The organism is Streptomyces viridochromogenes (genome assembly GCF_001270495.1).
GTDB lineage: Bacteria > Actinomycetota > Actinomycetes > Streptomycetales > Streptomycetaceae > Streptomyces > Streptomyces viridochromogenes_A.
On record NZ_LGUR01000235.1, the window covers coordinates 1 to 16,083 of the forward strand.

Consider the following 16,083-nt stretch of genomic DNA (forward strand, 5'->3'; position numbering starts at 1 on the left):
GCGCCGAGTTCAGCACCAGCAGTGCGATGAGCCCGCCGCCCAGCAACAGCACGACCAGCAGGACGAACGGTGTCCTGGCGGCCTGTGCCCGGCCGGTGGGAAGCAGCTGCGCGAGGCGGGCGCGCTGTGGGCCGGCATGCTCAGGGGGCCCGCAACAGCCGTGGTGAGCAGGACTCCAGTCATTGCCCAGCGTGTCATTGGTTGCATGGTGTAACTCCCTTCTGTTCGCGGTGTTCGATGCCTCGAAGTACCCGCCTTGTCGCTGTCGTCTCAGGAGCCTAGAGCGGAATTCTGTCCGGCCACTGGAATTCGGACCCTATTGCCTATTCAAACAGTGGCTCGAACGGTCAAACGGTCCTCATGGACGGGGAGGTGAGAGGTCTTTCATTCCGCTCGCCGGAGGAAGGTCTGGCCGAAGTTCCTGGGGTATGAAATGGCCTGATGTCGGTGAGCTTGTTTTCGGCCGGGCTTCGCGCGGCCCCACCTCAGCCGACGGGCGGCATCTCCGTGGGGCCGGAGTCGAGTCCGGGCCGTTTGCCGGCCCAGGCGCCGCGGGTGAAGTCGGGGATCTCGACCGGGCGGCCCTTCCTCGCCAGGGACGCGGCGCTCAGGGGGACCGCCGCGCACCAGGCGGCCGAGTCGTACACGTCGATGTCGGGCACCAGCCCGGCACGCATCAGCTGGACGGCGCGCCACTGAAGGACGTAGTCCATGCCGCCGTGCCCGCCGTTGTTCGCGGCGTCGTCGCCGACCTTCCGCCACAGCCAGTGGTCGAACTCCTTGCGGTAGTCGGCGAAGTCGCGCCAGGTGTGGCCGCCGTGGTCCGGTTCGAGATAGACGCGGGCGCCGGTCGGGGCGGGTCCGGCGTAGTCCTCGACGATCCCGCGGCTGCCGGCGAGGGTGTTGATCCTGCTGTACGGGCGGGGTGAACTCACTTCGTGCTCCGCCCGGATGACCCTGCCCTGGTCCGTCTCGATGAGGCAGGTGACCAGGTCGCCGTTGATGTACGTCTCCTTCCAGGACGGGTGGTCCCGGGGGATGAAGCGCTCGCGGTAGTCGGCCAGTCCCTTCGGGGTGGTCGCGGTGGCGCGCAGCGTGGTCATCCGGTCGCCGCGGTTGATGTCCATGGCCGCCGCGATCGGGGCCAGCCCGTGCATGGGGTACAGGGACGCGGTGCTGCGTGTGTGCCACAGCCGCCGCCAGGAGTCGGTGTAGTACGTGTCGGAGAAGAGGAGTTCACGCAGGTCGTGACAGTAGCCGCCATGGCCGTTGGTGATGTCTCCGAACAGCCCGGCGTGCGCCATCCGCAGCATGGCCAGTTCGTTGCGGCCGTAGCTGCAGTTCTCGGCGAGGAGCAGATGCCTTCGGGTGCGCTCGGAGGTGTCGACCAGGTCCCACAGCTGACGCAGTTCGGTCGCGACGGGGAGTTCCACGACGGCGTGCCGGCCGCTCAGCAGCGCGGCTCTGCCCTGTTCGTAGTGGAACTCCCACGGCGTGGCGACGTACACGAGGTCGATGTCGTCGCGTCGGAGCATCTGGGCGTAGGAGTCGGCTGATCCGCCGTATTCGCCGGGCCGGGGCTCGCCTTTGCTCACCAGCCGGTCAGCGGCGCGGCGCGCGCGGTCGGCGCGGATGTCGCAGACGGCGGTCACGGTGCAGCCGGGCACGGCAGCCCAGCCCATGATCATGCCTCCGCCACGGTTGCCCAGGCCGATGACACCGACGCGGACGGTTCTGTGGGCCTCGAACGGCACGCCGATCATCGACTTCTGTCCGGGCCGGCGGCGGGGCGTGCGTTCGGTCGCGGCGGACGCGTCCGGGGCCGCGGCGGTCACCCCGGCCGCGAGCGCGCCGGTGGCGACGGCTCCGCCCAGGAGCAGACGGCGTGAGACAGCGGGTATTTCGGACATGACGGCAACACTCCCATTGGGTTGCTTGCATCACTGCCGGGCACTGTCGGGACTTTCGGGGCATGACTCTGCGGGCTCCGAAGGTGCCTGTCAATATGTGCTCGATAGAAAGCAGTTCCGAGCAGGAACGAGCATAAAGTCGGCTGAGTGACGGCTTGCCGGACCGGTCCGGTCGCTGTCGCAAGATGCCTCATTTCAGTGAATGTCGTCCGGCCTGCGGCGTGCTGATCTCCTCTCTGTCCCCGGCAGGCGGAACGATGGCCTTGACTCCCGACTCCCCAGCCGCGGCGCCTGGGGGTGCTTTGGAGGCCAGGCAGGTACGGCGAGCGGATGTGGACGGTTTCCGTGACTGGCGGACTGACGCGGGTTGTACTTCAGGAGCGTCCCGGGGCGGCGGTGCGGTTGTACTGCCTGCCGCCGGCCGGTGCCGGAGCGGGATTCTTCGCGCCGTGGGTGGGCCTGGTACCGGCGTGGGTCGAGGTGTGCTCGGTGAGCACGCCGGGCCGGGGGCCGCGCCTGGAGGAGCCGTCGCTGACGGACACGGCCGCGGTGGCCGCGCTGGTCGCGGAGACGGTGGACGATACGGCCGATCCGCGGCCCTTCGCCGTGTTCGGCCACAGCGTGGGGGCCCTCGTGGCCTTCGAGGCCGTACGGAACCTGCGGGCCTCGGGTGGCCGTCCTCCGTTGTGGGTGGGGTTGTCGTCGCTTCGCGGGCCGCAGGACGGCGCGTATGCGAAGGGCCTGTTGCCGCTGTTGACGGGGGGCCTGGAAGGCCTGGGTCAGCTGGTGGGCGGGGCGATCCCCCAACGGCTCCTGAGGGAACCGGTGTTGATGGCGGCCGCGTGCACGCCGCTGCTGGCCGACTGCCTGCTCCTGTTGCACCATCGCCACCGCGACGAGCCTCCCCTGGAGGTACCTCTGGCGCTCTACGGAGGTGCTCAGGACCCGACCACCAGCGTGCGGCAACTGCTCGGGTGGAACGAGTTGTTCAGCACGCCGGCGCAGCCGCGGCTGTTCGAGGGCGGCCACATGTACATGCACGGGCAGGCGGAGGCCCTGGTGACGCAGGTGGTGGCCGACCTCGGTTCGGTGGTCCGGAAGGCGGTGTCCGCCGCATGACGGCGCGCCCCGGTCGAGAGGCGGATTCCGGGATCCGACGGCCATGGGCGGCGGGGGTGGTGTGCCTCGGGCTGTTCATGCTCGGCATGGACCTGACCATCCTGAACGTGGCCGTGCCGCAGCTGCGTGAAGCGCTGGATGCCACCACGGCACAGGTGCAGTGGATCGTCGACGGCTATGCGCTGATGCTGGGCGGCAGCGTCCTGGCGGTGGGCGCGGTGACCGACCGGTGGGGGCGACGGCGCTGCTTCGTCCTGGGGGTGGCCGTGTGCGGTGCCTCCTCGGTCGGCGGGGCGCTGGCCGGGGAACCGTGGCAGGTGATCACGGCGCGGTGCGGCATGGGAGCCGGGGCGGCGCTGCTGATGCCGGCGACCCTGGGAGCCCTGCACCACATGTTTCCCGAGCCCGAGTTGCGGCGTCGCGCGATCGCCGTGTGGGCGGCGGTGGGCGGGCTGGGCGGGCTGAGCGGCCCGGTGATCGGCGGCTGGCTGGTCGAGCACGCCTCGTGGCGGGCCGCGTTCTGGATCAACCTCCCGCTGACCGTGGTGATCATCGCCGCCGCCTGCCTCGTGGTCCCCGAGTCGCGCGCACACCGGTCAGCCGCCTTCGACGCCGTAGGGGCGCTCCTGTCCACCGCCGGGCTGCTGGCCCTGGTGTGGGCGATCATCGAGGGTCCGCACCGGGGCTGGACCAGCGGGCCGGTCATGACGGGGTTCGCGCTCGCCGGGCTGGTTCTGGCCGCGTTCCTCGCCTGGGAGCGGCACGTGCCGGCGCCGATGCTGCCGCTGCACCTGCTGGCCCGGCCGGGCATCGGAGTCGCCGCGGCGGCACTGGCGCTGATGTCCTTCGCCCTGTTCGGCGCCCTGTTCGTCCTCACCCTGTACTTGCAGGGCGTGCTCGGCTACAGCCCGGTCGAGGCAGGGGTGCGCACCCTGCCGTTGCCGGCCGGGCTGGCCGTGGGTGCGGCGGCCGCCGTCGCCGTCCAGCGCAGACTGGGGGTCAGGACCACCGTGGTGGCCGGGCTGCTCGTCGTCGCTGCCTCGTTCGGCGTCTGGGCCACCACCACGGCCCAGTCCGGCTACGGGCACTGCGCGCTGTTCCAGGCGATCGCGGGCATGGGAGCCGGACTCGTGGCGGCGGCGGGCACCGAATCGGTGATGGAGTCGGTGCCCACCGAGCAGGCCGGCCTGGGCTCCGCCATCAACGACGCGACCCGGCAGGTCGGATCCGCTCTCGGCGTGGCTGTCCAGGGCTCCCTCCTGACGGCCGTGTTCACCAGCCGCTTCGTCGAGACACCGGCGGTGACGGCCGCCGTTCCCGCGGTGGCGGACGCCGCACGGCACAGCCTCCTCTCCGTGCCGGACCAGGCCGGCCTCCTGCCACCGGCTCAACGCGTCGCCGTGCTCTCGGCCGCCCGCGACGCGTTCATCGACGCCCTGACGCTCACGGCGATGACAGCGGCAGCCGTCGTGCTGCTGACCGCCGCGGCCGCGGCCCGCTGGCTCGCCCCACGCACCGCGCCCCTGCCGCCACCGCGCACCCGCCCAGCACCGCTTCCGGAGGCGGGGACGCCCCTTTCCGACTGACCACCCACACCGCTGACCCCCCAACAGGTCTGGAGACACGCATGGCGACGACCCTGGAGACCATCACCCAGGTACTCACGGAGACCTTCCCGATCGACGCCGCCGACATCACCCCCGAGCGAACCTTCGAGGACCTCGGCCTCGACTCGCTGGCGCTGCTGGAGATGGGCCTGGCGGTCCAGGAGAGCACCGGCATCACGCTCAACGACACAGAGCTGCCGAAGACCGTCGGTCAGCTGGTCACCCTGCTGGACACCGCGCGAGGCGACACGGTGCTGGCCGCCACGGACAACACCGCATGACCCGTGTCGCGATCACCGGCCTGGGCATCGTCAGCCCGGCCGGCCTCGACACGGAGAGCACCTGGCAGACCCTGCTCCAGGGCAGGTCGACCGCACAGCGGGACGAACAGCTGGCCGGGCTGCCTGTCGACATCTCCTGCCAGGTACCCGAGTTCGACGCCCGCCGACTGATCGGTGCGTCCGCGTGGCGGCTGGACCGGTTCACGGCCATGGGGATCCTGGCCGCCCGTGAAGCCCTCGCCGACGCCCGCCTGGACCCGCGGACATGGGAGCCGCTCCGCGTCGGCGTGGTGATCGGCTCGGGCACCGCCAGCATGGAACGCTACGACCGCGAGTTCGCCAAACTCGCCGACGACCGGCCCCTGGACATCTCCCCGCTCGCCATCCCGCGCAGCGTGCCGAACATGTCCGCCGCCGAGATCGGTCTCGACACCGGCGCCCGCGGACCGAACTTCACCGTGTCCACCGCGTGCGCGTCCGGAGCCACCGCGATCGGCACCGCCCGCGACCTGCTGCGCGCCGGGACGTGCGACATCGTGCTGGCCGGCGGCGCGGAGTCCGTACGCCACCCCATCCCCGCGGCCTGCTTCCACCGCATGGGCGCTCTCTCCCAGCGCACCGAGGACCCAGCGAGGGCCAGCCGGCCCTTCGACTCCTCCCGCGACGGGTTCGTGCTGTCCGAGGGCGCCGCCGTCCTCGTCCTCGAACGATCCGAACATGCCCGGGCCCGGGGCCGCCAGCCGCGCGCCCACCTCGCCGGTTACGCGGCCACCTGCGACGCCCACCACTACGCGGCCCCCCACCCCCAGGGCCGGGGCGCCGCCGAGGCGCTCACCGCCGCACTCGCCGACGCCGCGCTGGAACCCGCCGACATCGGCCACATCAACGCCCACGGCACCGCCACCCGCCTCAACGACCTCGCCGAAGCCCGCGCCCTCAACACCGTGTTCGCCACGCCGCCTCCCGTCACGTCCATCAAGGGGGCGATCGGCCACGCCATCGGCGCCGCGGGCGCGATCGAAGCGGCCGTCACCGTCCTGACGCTCCAGTACGGTCTGATCCCACCGACGGCCAACCACGAGGACACCGCCCTCGACATCGACCTCGACATCGTCGCCAAGGCCCCCCGCACCACGCGCGCCGGAGCCGCCGTCAGCACCTCCTACGGGTTCGGAGGGCAGAACGCCGCCCTGGTCTTCACCAGCCGCTGACCCACGGTTCGGCCGACCGGGACGGCTTCAGATACCGAAGGGTGCGGCGTAGCGGACGATTCCGCCGGGCAGCGGGTGCTCGGCGTCCAGGGCGAGGGCCATCAGGGCCTCGTCGGGTACGTCGATGGTCAGGCCGATGCCGTGGGCGCAGGCGCGGGTGAAGCCGAACCGGGGGTAGTAGGTGGGGTGCCCCAGGACGACGACGTAGTGCTCGCCCATGTCCCTGGCCGCCGCGAGGGCTGCGCGGACGGCCGCGGAGCCGGCGCCGCCGTTCTGCTCCTCGGGCCGGACGGCGCACGGGGCCAGGCACAGGGCCGGGGTGTCGCCGATGTGGCAGCGGGTCAGCAGCGCGTAGCCGACGGGGCGGCCGTCCTCGCCGGTGGAGACGAGGGACAGCCCCTCGATCCAGGAGGGGTCGGCACGCAGCGCGTCGACGAGGTCGGCCTCCAAGGGGGTGTCGAACGCGGCCAGGACGATGTCACGGATGGCGGGGATGTCGGCGCTGGTCTCAGCGCGCGTGGTCCAGTTGCGCATGATGGGTGGAGATCCGTTCGGCGGTGGTGTTCGTGTGGACGCCCCGCGAGCTCGCTTCGCTGCGGGGTCACTCCTCCCGGCACACCGTGTCCGGGTCGGCGCCCTTGCGGCCCGGCGGCGCGGAGAGCGGTTGGTCGCTGCCGGCCGGCCGCCCGCACACGGTGACCGATCGCACCTTGTGCCCACGGTACGTCACCCGCACGATCTTGTAGCCGTGTCCCCGCTGATCGGCGTACGGCTGGCTGCCGGCGAAACTGACCGTGCCGACCGGCAGGTTCGGGTTGGGGCGCCAGCGCAGGTCGGCCCAGGTCTCCGGGGCGGTCTGCGGGGCGTCGCCGTTCTTCGAGGCCCGGTACAGCACCGCGGTGGCGCTGTAGGCCAGAACCGCCTGGCCGCTGGAGAAGAGGGCGTCGTTCCAGGGCCGGGCAGGCTCGGTGAGCGCGGTCGCCGGCGTGCCCGCGGGGAGCAGGTCGACCAGCACGCGACGGGCGTCCTCGTAGAAGCCGGCCGCGCCGACGAGGTCCATCGGTGCCAGCGCGAAGTGGTAGAGGGTGACCTCCGGGGGGATGCGCAGACTCTCGCCCTCGTCGTAGTTGCTCTTGGCCAGGTCGTCGCCGGTGAACACGGTGATGGGCCGGCCGGAGCAGCCGGGCGTGGAGCCCAGTTGGGACATCAGGTTGGGCACGTCCTCCACCCGGCCCGCGAAGTACAGGGCCCTGGGCACCGGGTCACTCGCGCAGATGTCCTCGACCGGATCGGTCAGTTCCGGTTCGCCGTTGGGGCTCAGCCCGTACGAGTGGGAGGGCAGCGGCGTGAAGCCGGCCCGGTCCAGCATCCCCTTGCCCACTCTGGCCTGTTCGGTCGTGTAGAAGTCCTTCTCGCTGCCGACCTTGCGGGACAGCACCACGGCCCGGGCGCCCTCCTCGCGCCGGGCGAGTTGCCTGGCGACGACGAGCAGCGCGTCCGCCTCCTCCTCGTCGGTGGCGGCCAGACCGAACCAGTTCGACAGCTTCCGCGCCAGATGGCTGCCGGAGTTGGTGGTGCTCACCACGGGCAGGCCCGCGCCCTTGAGGATCTCCACGGCGTCGTCGCTCTCCGTGGTGTCGCGTCCCAGACCGACGACGCCCACGACCGACCGATCGCGCCGAGCCAGCTCCGCTATGTGCCGGGCCATGGGCAGCACGTGGAGCATGTTCTCGCCGCTGTTGGCGAGCAGGACCCTTATCTTGGTCGGCTGGTGAGTGCTGACATTGGCGTAGTGCTGGTAGAGGTAGACACCCGTGATCTCCTCGAGCCCCTTGCGGGTGTCGGACTCGTCCGCAGCGGTGATCGGCCCGGCGTAGACGATCGTCACGTACTTGTCCGCGGGGCCGATCTTCGCGTTCTCGGCCCTGATCGCCTCCTCGACCGCCTCGAAGGTGACGCCCTTGCCGGCCCCGTACAGTTCCAGCCCGTTGCCCGCGGCCAGCCGTACGTCCCCGGTCGCGATCCCCACGCACTCACCGGCAACCAGAACGGAGTCCGTGTTGGAGCCGATCAGCCGGCCCTCGCAGTAGCGCTGGGCCATCCATCGATTGCCCAGGAAGCCGAGGGCGAGGGCGATGGCCAGGACCACCGCCAGGCAGGGCCGGGACCACAGCAGCCAGGCGGCCGTGCGGCGGATGCGGGTGGTGGAGTGCTGCGCGGAGTGCCGACGGCGCAACTCGTCGGCCGACAACGGTATCCACAGGATCCACGGCAGCGCGGCCGACCGCCCGGGGGACTGGCCGACGTTGAGGCCGGTCACCCACTCCTGGTACCTGGCGTCCGCCGCGAAGGCACGCTCCGGATCGTCCTGCGCGGGCCCGTCGGGGAGCGTTGCGGTGAGCCGCTCCGGGTCCTCGGACCCCGGCGGCCGCAGCCGCTCCGCCGCCGGGATCGCGGCCAGCACCAGCAGCGGATCCACCTCGCTGCGGCGGGTGCGTACGTTGCTGATCGCCCGCAGCAACAGCAGGCCGCCGTCGTCCTCGGTGGCACACGGCAGATACACCACGGGCGGCACCGTGCGCTTGCGGCGGCGCAGGTCCAGCGTCCGGGGCCGGAAGTTCTCGCGGAGGTCCTCCAGCAACGCCAGCACCCGCAGCTCCAGATGGAACTGACGAGCCGTCGCATCACCCGCCTGGGCGGCCACCACCTGCTGGGCGACGGCGAAGGCCCGGCCACGGATCGTCTCCCAGGACTTCGTCGGCCGCCACCGGGACCATTCGGCCGCCTCCGGCCGGTCGCTCGAAGGCGCCAGGAACGTCGTGGTCGCGAACCACCTGCTGGCCCGCCGCAGCCACAGCAGCGGCGGCGCGCTCCGCGCCAGCAGATGCACCACGCCGAACGCCGCCAGCGCCAGGCCACCGCCCCACACAGCCGTCTGCCACCCGCCCTCGCCGAGCAGCACGCTCAGGCACGCGATGAACATCGCGCCCACGAAACCGGACGGGTTCACCACCGCACCGACGGTGTCCGTCACCGCCGAGACCCGCCGCTCCTCGTCGGTGCCGTCCGGATCACGCCCCGGCCGCCAGCGCAGCTCGGCCAGCCGCCGCATCAGCCGCTCACGGCGCTGGGCGGCGGACCACACCGTGCTCACGTCTCCGCCGACCTCCGGCGCGGCCTGCTCGATGGCACGCAGCAGCCGCGAGCGCGGAAAGGCGAACGCCTTGTACTGCGACTGGTTCTGGTTGTCCCAGGGGTGCTCGCACAACTGGCGCACCATGTCGATCGCCGAGGAGTACGCGTCCGCGCCGCCTCCGCCGTCCAGCCGTTTGGCGATCAGCCCCCGCGGCTGATGGCCCTGGCGGACGAACTCCACGACCTGCGCCACCCGTCGGTCCAGAGTGCCGGTGTCGTCCTCCTCACCGGCCTGCAGAACCACCAGCGGCGTCACCGGCGGGTTGTCCCGGAAGTTGTCGATGAGCCGTCTCGTCAACTCGAACACCGCGTCGGCCGCCTCTATCCCGGCGCTGCCGCTCCAGACCTCTCTTGCCACTCGCTCCGCCCCCGTCGCATCCGCCCGACCCGGCACTGCCGGATCCGATGCTGATACCCACACCGAAACGCGCTGCACCGCATGAACGCCGGGATTCTTACGACCTTTCAGAGCGCGTCGGCCACCTGAAGCACGAGCGACGCTGTGACGAGTACGCAAGACGCGCTCGACGCGAGTTCGGGCACCGGAAGTCGGCTGGGCCAGGAGGCGTCGCGTACGCAGCCCACCCTGCCTGTCACCGCTTCACGCGACCCCGGATGGCGAGGGCCGCGAGGCCGAGAAGAATCGGCTCCGAAAAGCGGGATGCCATTTCGATGTACCCACCGGCCGTCGTCAGATCGTGGCCGCTGGAGCGGAACACGACCGAGTTGAGGGTCACGTTGAGCGCCTTCTCGAACCGCTTGCTGGTGAACCGGTCGCCGGTGGGGTTCTTCGGGTCCTCCGTGTCGATCTGGAAGGTGACTTTGCCCCCACCGGGTGGCACGGTGCCCGTTGCCTCCTGTCTGGGGGATTCGTGGGGCAGCCCGAAGCCCATCATCAGCAAGATGGTGACGAGCATGGAGGCGGTGAGCCAGCCGAGGGCACGTGAGGCGCGCAGGCCGTAGCCGGACACCAGCCAGTAGGCCCTCAGAAGAGCCCGTTCACCAGGCAGAGTGCCGGTGCGGTCGTGGCGGCGCATTTCCATCTCGCCGTAGTAGAAGTCGGCGGCACCAGGTTCGTTCTTTCCGTCCTCGAATGCCTTGCGAAGCTGGCGGTAGAGCACGGCTATGGCTTCCGGGGCGGGGTTGAGAACGGAATTGGCGTGGTGATGTCCAAGCCGCCAGTGCCGGGACGAAGGGGACCGGAGTGTCTGATCGGCCCTTAGCGTGCGCCAATGGTGCTCCTCGGCCAGGACACGTCGACGGGTCCACCTGTACGGCCACACGCCGTGGCGGAGGTGCAGGCCGGTGGGCGTGTAGGCGAAAGCGCAGCTGCCTTCGAGGCGGATCTGGTCCAGATGGAAGGCGCCGGAAAAGCGGCACTCGCTCAAGTCGGTGTCGGTCAGGGCCAAATTCGCGGCGTCCACCCCGCCCACCGAGGTCACCCGTACCCTGCTTTCGGAGCCTGCCAGCAGGCTTTCGTCCACCGCCCTGCCGCCGCTGGTGAACGGAGCGGGATCGCCGCTGGTGAACGGGGCGGGATAGGCGGCGATCGCGACGGGGCAGGAGAAAACAGCGTAGCTGAGGTCCACCTTCGCGTAGCGGAGAAGCAGCGTCGCCGTTGATTCCCACCTCGTCCTCCCACAGCGCACCATGCGCGCCGCTATCTGCAGCGTCACCGGCACCTCGAACAACGCACCGGACAGGTCGAGTTCCTTCGCACACACCACAGGCCCCAACCACGAAGCCGCTGTGAACTGCGCCCCGGTGAACCGGGCGATGTCCGAGAACTGCGCCCCCTCGAACCAGGTATGGCCGGAGAACTCGGCACGGATGAACCCCGCCGTGCGGGCAAACCGCGTATGGATGAACCAGGCGTCGCCGGAAAACCGCGCCGCATCGAACCAAGCACCGGAGAACTGCGTCTGCGCGAACCAGGCATCGCCGGAGAAGTGGGCGCCGTCGAATCGAGCGTCGTGGGAGAACTGTGTCCTGCCGAACCCCGCGGTGGTCGAGAACTGCGCACGCGTGAACAAGGCGTCGCCGGCGAACCGGGCACCGTCGAACCGGGCGGCCCCGGAGAACTGCGCGCCTGTGAAGCCCGCGATGCCGGAGAACCGGGCTTCCTCGAACCGCACGGCGTCCGAGAACTGCGCGCGGTCGAACCCTGTGTCACCGCAGAAGTGCGCATGGGTGAACCCAGCGACGCCGGCGAACCGGGCATGGGCGAACCAGGTGTCGCCGGAGAAGCGGGCCTCGTCGAACCAGGCGGTGCCGAAGTGGGGTTGTCCCGTGGCGGGGTCGTGGAGAGCGCGTAGGAGGGAGGAGAGCAGCGCCTCGGTGAAGGGGGTGCCACGGTGGTCGACGTCGGAGCCGGGCGCCAGCGTGGCGAGGTATGCGGCGCGGTCCGCGTCTCTCAGGTGGGCGAGGCATGCTGTGTGCCCGGATACATGGATGCCGCGGCAGCCGACGGATTCGGCCGCTGGGTCGGCACCGTGCCCGCAGTGGGGCCACGGAGGAAGCTCGGGGTTCGGGGAGGGCTCGGCCACATCGACAGATCTACATCATCGTCGAGGCAGGCGCCGGTACTTCCATTCGACTTATCACCGGCCGGCGCCCTGGGGGCGGGCACGCGTGCTGTGAGCGGAGTTCGCGTGCCCACCACGGGAGCGTTACGGGAGCTCTGAGCGATCCGCGCAACTTCCCCTGCCGGGACGTCGGGTTCAGGTGAGGTCGAACCGATCGAGGTTCATCACCTTGTCCCACGCGGTCACGAAGTCACGCACGAACTTGTCTCCCGCGTCCTGGGACGCGTAGACCTCCGCGACGGCTCGGAGCTGGGAATGCGAACCGAAGACGAGGTCGACCGCGGTGGCGGTCCACTTGAGCTCGTTCGTCACGCGATCTCGGCCTTCGAATACGTTCTCGTCCGAAGCCGCGGCCTTCCACTCCGTGCCCATGTGGAGCAGGTTGACGAAGAAGTCGTTGGTCAATGTCTCGGGCCGGTGGGTGAAGACACCGTGTGGGGATCGCTTGTAGCCGGTGTCGAGGACCCGCATGCCGCCGATCAGGACCGTCATCTCGGGAGCGGTCAGCGTCAAAAGGTTGGCGCGGTCCAGCAGGAGGGTTTCCGGCGACAGCTTCTCTCCCGCCCGGAGGTAGTTGCGGAACCCGTCGGCCTTGGGTTCGAGTACGGCGAACGACTCCACATCGGTCTGTTCCTGCGAGGCGTCCGTGCGCCCCGGTGCGAACGGGACCGTGACGTCGTACCCGGCGTTCCTCGCGGCCTGCTCGACGGCCGCGCACCCGCCCAGGACGATCAGGTCGGCGAGCGAGACCTTCGTTCCGCCGGCGTGTGAGAGGTTGAAGTCCTGCTGGATCTGCTCCAGCGTCTGCACCACCTGCGCCACCTCGGGCAGGTGGTTGACCTCCCAGTCCCTTTGCGGCGCGAGCCGGATCCGGGCCCCGTTGGCCCCGCCGCGCTTGTCGGTGCCGCGGAAGCTGGCCGCCGCCGCCCAAGCGGTCGTGACCAGCTGGGAGACGGACAGCCCCGAGGCGACGATCCTCTCCTTGAGGGCAGCGATGTCCTCGTCCGTGACCAGTTCGTGATCGACCGCAGGGACGGGGTCCTGCCACAGCTGCGGCTCGGGGACCCAGGGGCCGAGGTAGCGCGTGACGGGTCCCATGTCGCGGTGCAACAGCTTGTACCACGCCTTGGCGAACGCCTCGGCCAGCCGGTCCGGGTTCTCGTGGAAGCTCTTCGCGATCGGGCCGTAGAGCGGATCCAGCTTCAGCGCGAGGTCCGTCGTCAGCATCATGGGTGCATGTCTCTTCGACGGATCATGAGCGTCGGGCACCGTGTCCTTGGCCGAAGGATCTGTGGGAGTCCACTGCTTGGCACCGGCAGGACTCGTCGTCAGCTCCCAGTCGTACCGGAACAGGTTGTCCAGGTAGCCGTTGTCCCACCTGGTCGGCTCGGAGGTCCAGGCGCCCTCGAGCCCACTGGTGAGGGTGTCGGCTCCCTTGCCGCTGCCGTATGTGTTGCGCCAGCCGAGGCCCTGCAGCTCGATGGCGCCGGCCTCGGGTTCCGGACCGATGTACGCGGGATCGACAGCGCCATGACACTTGCCGAACGTGTGGCCGCCGACGATGAGGGCCACCGTCTCCTCGTCGTTCATCGCCATGCGCCCGAATGTCTCGCGAATGTCCCTGGCGGCGGCCATCGGATCCGGGTTGCCGTTGGGCCCCTCCGGATTGACGTAGATCAGTCCCATCTGGACGGCGCCGAAGGGAGCGGCGAGTTCCCTGTCGCCGCTGTAGCGCTCATCTCCGAGCCAGGTGTCCTCGGGACCCCAGAAGATTTCCTCTGGCTCCCAGATATCCTCTCGCCCGAAGCCGAACCCGAACGTCTTGAAGCCCATGGATTCCATGGCACAGTTGCCGGCGAAGACCAGAAGGTCGGCCCAGGAGATTTTCTGGCCGTACTTCTGCTTGACCGGCCAGAGCAAACGGCGCGCCTTGTCGAGACTTGCGTTGTCCGGCCAGCTGTTGAGGGGGGCGAAGCGCTGAGCGCCCGAGCCGCCACCGCCCCGGCCGTCGTCGACCCGGTACGTGCCCGCGGCGTGCCAACTCATCCGGATGAAGAGCGGCCCGTAGTGGCCGTAGTCGGCAGGCCACCAGTCCTGGGACGCCGTCATCACCTCGAAGACGTCCTGCTTCAGCGCATCGAGGTCGAGGGCCGCGAACTCTCTCGCGTAGTCGAAGTCCTCGTCCATCGGATTGGAGCGGGACGAGTGCTGGTGGAGAATCTGAAGGTCCAGCTGATTCGGCCACCAGTCCCGGATTGTTCTGGGCCGAGTCGGCGTGGGGGTCGGGGAGGCGATTGCCGGGTTTTCGCTTTCGCTGCCGGACACGTACGTCCTTCTTTCTGTTTCGGTGTTTCCACGCGCAATGCCGATGATTGTGATGGGTCGGCGTCCGTATGGTCGCGCACCACAGACGGCACCGCTATGAAACACGCAGAGCACCCGGCACAAGAAACGTCCGCGAAGAGGTTGCTTTTCCGTTCGGGCGTGCGCGCTCAACGATCCAGCGGGCGCCGCTCGGGACGATGCCTGAGGCGTGCCGTGAATACGTTTGTGGGAGGCGTCGAGGGAGCCGTTCGTGACGGACCGCTGCGGTGCGGCGCCGTGCGAGGCGAGTTGTTCGAGCATGCCGTCGGACGCGTCGGTGAATCCACGGGATTCGTCCTGGCGGACGTCCCTGCGGAACCGGTGGGACAGCGATCTCTTACCGGCCATCCGTGCCGCACACGCCATGCGGATCGGGAATCCGGGTGGCTTCCGCGGTGTTCGGCCAACACCCACTCATTTCCCTTCCCTGCTTCTTCTTCCGGGAGACCTCACCCATGTTCCAGCCAGAGATCGATGCCGTCGTGTTCGACGTACTCGGCACGCTGGTCGACGAACCCGCCGGAATCCGCGCCGGCATTCGTGAACTCGCCCCCTCGCTCGACGAGCCCAAGGTCGAGCAGCTTGTGTCTCTGTGGCAGCAGCACGTCGACCGCGAGCAACGTCGCATGCTCGACGGTGTCCGGCCGTACCTCACCAGCGACCTCCTCGACCTGGAAGCCGCTCGGCTCGTCGCCGCTGCCGCCGGGGTCGACGACTCGACCACCGTGGCGGCGCTGGCCGAGTCGGGGCGCAGGCTCCCGCCGTGGCCCGACACCGTGGCAGCGCTGGCCCGACTCGCCGAGCGGTTCCCGCTGATCGGACTCTCCAACGCGAGCCGGACGGCGCTGCTGGAGCTCAACGCCCACGCCGGATTGCGCTGGCACCAGGCCCTGTCCGCCGAGGACGCCCGGACCTACAAGCCAGACCCAGCGGTCTACCAACTGGCCGTCACCCTCTCCGGACGACCGCCGGAGCGACTCCTGATGGTCGCCGCCCACGCCTGGGACCTGCGCGGAGCACAGAACCTCGGCCTGCGCACCGCTCACGTCTCCCGCCCTGCCGGTGACCCGCCCACCTCCTCGGACCGGTTCGACCTGTACGCCGACGACCTGGCCGGCCTGGCCGATCAACTCGACCAGGTCTGTGGGGCGCGTCCTCGGTCGCCCGAGAACTGAACCAGGACCTGTCTCCTTGATCCCACCGAAAACGTGTGTTGGTGCCAGCGGGCATGGTGCGAAACTTCGGATCATGACTGCACCCGAGCTCAGCGAACGGGACTATCTCCGGGAGATCGAGCGCCTCGCCAACCGCGTCGGCGTGGAAGCGTCCAACGAAGGATGGCTCTCGTACCAGGAGGACCCGGAAGATTCGACACCGCTGCAGCGCAGCGTGAACGCCGTTGCCAGGGCTCTGCGCCATTACCACTTCGAGGGCGATGGCTGTCTGGAGGAGGACCGGCCTCGGGTCCGACTCGTCGGAGCCTCGGTTCTGAAGCCCGGGGCCATGCCGGCCGGAGTGGAGGAAGGGTACGAGGAGGCGTGCGCACGGATCGGCGTGGAGCCCAGGTCCGAGGGCTGGGCGCTGTGGAACACCTGGAGCGATGGGGACTTCAAGGTCACCATGGTGGTGTCCGCCGTCGAGACGACCGAGGGGCTGTTCGAGAACTGGTCACGTGGCAGGGCCCTCGATCCGGTGTCACCGTTGCCCTCCCAGATCGCCCTTGTCCGCCACGGTTGGATAGGACCGATGACGTTCTCACCTCGCGGCGTGAGGCGAACGGGCCTTGGCGGTCGGCCGCTGTCGTAGGTTCA

Annotated in this window: 12 protein-coding genes; 7 read left to right on the forward strand and 5 right to left on the reverse strand. The window is 69.8% G+C overall.

Annotated features, from left to right (window positions below; all coding sequences use genetic code 11):
* A partial coding sequence (locus ADK36_RS51650) for a hypothetical protein (protein WP_425315504.1) occupies positions 1 to 214 on the forward strand: 214 nt, incomplete at its 5' end.
* Between the two features lie 271 nt (positions 215 to 485).
* Here the strand turns inward: ADK36_RS51650 and ADK36_RS35975 are convergent.
* Positions 486 to 1,910, reverse strand: a complete 1,425-nt coding sequence (locus tag ADK36_RS35975) for a Gfo/Idh/MocA family protein (protein ID WP_048582700.1) — start codon at positions 1,908 to 1,910, stop codon at positions 486 to 488.
* Positions 1,911 to 2,255: 345 nt separating this feature from the next.
* Between ADK36_RS35975 and ADK36_RS35980 the strand changes: the two genes are divergently transcribed.
* The 4 genes from ADK36_RS35980 to ADK36_RS35995 are packed head-to-tail and all read left to right on the forward strand — an operon-like array spanning position 2,256 to position 6,128.
* Positions 2,256 to 3,029 (forward strand): thioesterase II family protein, encoded by a 774-nt coding sequence (locus tag ADK36_RS35980; protein WP_234330008.1) that lies wholly within the window; start codon positions 2,256 to 2,258, stop codon positions 3,027 to 3,029.
* Complete coding sequence (locus ADK36_RS35985) at positions 3,026 to 4,615, forward strand: MFS transporter (protein ID WP_234330009.1); 1,590 nt, start codon at positions 3,026 to 3,028, stop codon at positions 4,613 to 4,615. Before ADK36_RS35980 ends, ADK36_RS35985 begins: the two co-directional genes overlap by 4 nt.
* Before the next feature lie 41 nt (positions 4,616 to 4,656).
* Entirely contained in the window at positions 4,657 to 4,917 is a 261-nt protein-coding gene (locus ADK36_RS35990) for an acyl carrier protein (protein ID WP_048582703.1), read from the forward strand.
* The gene (locus ADK36_RS35995; RefSeq protein WP_048582704.1) at positions 4,914 to 6,128 is read left to right on the forward strand and encodes a beta-ketoacyl-[acyl-carrier-protein] synthase family protein; all 1,215 of its coding nucleotides are present in this window, start codon (positions 4,914 to 4,916) and stop codon (positions 6,126 to 6,128) included. The genes ADK36_RS35990 and ADK36_RS35995 overlap by 4 nt, the downstream gene beginning before the upstream one ends.
* Before the next feature lie 27 nt (positions 6,129 to 6,155).
* Here the strand turns inward: ADK36_RS35995 and ADK36_RS36000 are convergent, their stop codons facing one another.
* From ADK36_RS36000 to katG, 4 genes are all read right to left on the reverse strand, one after another.
* The gene (locus ADK36_RS36000; protein WP_053200564.1) at positions 6,156 to 6,662 is read right to left on the reverse strand and encodes a GNAT family N-acetyltransferase; all 507 of its coding nucleotides are present in this window, start codon (positions 6,660 to 6,662) and stop codon (positions 6,156 to 6,158) included.
* A gap of 67 nt (positions 6,663 to 6,729) precedes the next feature.
* Positions 6,730 to 9,681, reverse strand: a complete 2,952-nt coding sequence (locus ADK36_RS36005; protein ID WP_048582706.1) for a hypothetical protein — start codon at positions 9,679 to 9,681, stop codon at positions 6,730 to 6,732.
* A 235-nt stretch (positions 9,682 to 9,916) separates the two neighbouring features.
* Entirely contained in the window at positions 9,917 to 11,869 is a 1,953-nt protein-coding gene (locus tag ADK36_RS36010) for a pentapeptide repeat-containing protein (protein ID WP_048582707.1), read from the reverse strand.
* A 174-nt stretch (positions 11,870 to 12,043) separates the two neighbouring features.
* A complete protein-coding gene (gene katG / locus ADK36_RS36015; protein ID WP_053200567.1) occupies positions 12,044 to 14,233 on the reverse strand; it encodes a catalase/peroxidase HPI in 2,190 nt (729 codons plus the stop codon).
* Between the two features lie 494 nt (positions 14,234 to 14,727).
* Here katG and ADK36_RS36020 point away from each other — a divergent pair, with 494 nt between their 5' ends.
* Both ADK36_RS36020 and ADK36_RS36025 read left to right on the forward strand, forming a co-directional pair.
* Positions 14,728 to 15,447 carry a haloacid dehalogenase type II gene (locus ADK36_RS36020; protein ID WP_048582709.1) on the forward strand — a complete coding sequence of 240 codons (720 nt, stop codon included), beginning with the start codon at positions 14,728 to 14,730 and terminating at the stop codon, positions 15,445 to 15,447.
* Positions 15,448 to 15,520: 73 nt separating this feature from the next.
* The gene (locus ADK36_RS36025) at positions 15,521 to 16,078 is read left to right on the forward strand and encodes a hypothetical protein (RefSeq protein WP_048582710.1); all 558 of its coding nucleotides are present in this window, start codon (positions 15,521 to 15,523) and stop codon (positions 16,076 to 16,078) included.
* The last annotated feature ends 5 nt before the right edge of the window (positions 16,079 to 16,083 follow it).

Bases quoted from the DNA above. Each gene is read 5' to 3' on its own strand.
- ADK36_RS35975 (WP_048582700.1), bottom strand. From the start codon at position 1,910: ATGTCCGAAATACCCGCTGTCTCACGCCGTCTGCTCCTGGGCGGAGCC.
- ADK36_RS35985 (WP_234330009.1), top strand. From the start codon at position 3,026: ATGACGGCGCGCCCCGGTCGAGAGGCGGATTCCGGGATCCGACGGCCA.
- ADK36_RS35990 (WP_048582703.1), top strand. From the start codon at position 4,657: ATGGCGACGACCCTGGAGACCATCACCCAGGTACTCACGGAGACCTTC.
- ADK36_RS35995 (WP_048582704.1), top strand. From the start codon at position 4,914: ATGACCCGTGTCGCGATCACCGGCCTGGGCATCGTCAGCCCGGCCGGC.
- ADK36_RS36000 (WP_053200564.1), bottom strand. From the start codon at position 6,662: ATGCGCAACTGGACCACGCGCGCTGAGACCAGCGCCGACATCCCCGCC.
- ADK36_RS36020 (WP_048582709.1), top strand. From the start codon at position 14,728: ATGTTCCAGCCAGAGATCGATGCCGTCGTGTTCGACGTACTCGGCACG.
- ADK36_RS36025 (WP_048582710.1), top strand. From the start codon at position 15,521: ATGACTGCACCCGAGCTCAGCGAACGGGACTATCTCCGGGAGATCGAG.